The sequence below is a fragment of the Nocardia veterana NBRC 100344 genome, assembly GCF_000308855.1.
Taxonomy (GTDB): Bacteria; Actinomycetota; Actinomycetes; order Mycobacteriales; family Mycobacteriaceae; genus Nocardia; species Nocardia veterana.
Genome location: NZ_BAGM01000060.1, coordinates 1 through 875, shown reverse-complemented (window position 1 = coordinate 875; position 875 = coordinate 1). Strand labels below are relative to the sequence as shown.

At 66.7% G+C, this 875-nt stretch carries 1 protein-coding gene; it reads left to right on the top strand.

Going from position 1 to position 875, the window contains the following annotated elements:
- Window positions 1–76 precede the first annotated feature (76 nt).
- A protein-coding gene (locus ON37_RS31670; protein WP_169332987.1) for an IS5 family transposase occupies window positions 77–875 on the top strand; the annotation gives its coding sequence in 2 pieces (ribosomal slippage) (window positions 77–398 and window positions 398–875; 800 coding nt annotated over the 2 pieces). This gene is flagged as partial in the annotation.

The following is an 875-nucleotide window of genomic DNA, read 5'->3' as shown; positions in this document are numbered from 1 at the left end:
GTCTTACATGGTTGTAGTTCGATTCCACTGCATTGAGATTGAGTGTGCTGCATGATGTTCGGTCGTGGTGGATGCGTTGTCGCGGCGGTTGGTGCCGGACGAGTTGTGGGAGCTGGCCGAGCCGTTGCTGCCGGAGTTCAGTCCGCGGCCGCAGGGTGGCGGGGTTGCTCCGGTGGACCAGCGGGCGGTGTTCACGGCGGTGGTGTACGTGTTGACCAGCGGTTGTGCGTGGAGGATGCTGCCGGGATCGTTCGGGGTGAGCGTGCCGACGGCGCATCGCCGGTTCACGGTGTGGACCGAGGCCGGGGTGTGGCGGCGGCTGCATCGGGCGGTGCTCGACGAGCTGGGCAGCCGGGGATTGATCGACTGGTCACGGGTGGTGGTCGACGCGGCGAGTGTCCGGGCGAAAAAAGGGGCTCTCTGACCGGTCCGAACCCGACCGATCGCGGCAAGCCCGGCTCCAAGCAGCACATCCTGTCCGACCGGGCGGGAATCCCGCTGGCGGTGGCGGTTTCGGCCGCCAACGTGCACGATTCGCAGGCATTGACAGCGCTGGTGAAAGCGATCCCGGCGGTACGGTCCCGGCGTGGCCCGCGGCGGCGCCGGCCGGGCAAGCTGCACGCGGACAAAGCCTACGACCAGCCCGCACTGCGCGACTGGGTACGCGAGCATGGCATCGCAGTTCGCATCGCCCGCAAGGGAATCGAGTCCACCGAGCGTCTGGGCCGCCACCGGTGGGTGATCGAGAGAACGGTGTCGTGGCTGACCGGCTACCACCGGCTCAACATCCGCTACGACCGCAAAGGAACCCACTACCTGGCCTTCCTGACACTCGCCGCAACGCTCACCGGATTCAAGAAACTGGCGAAGGCTAA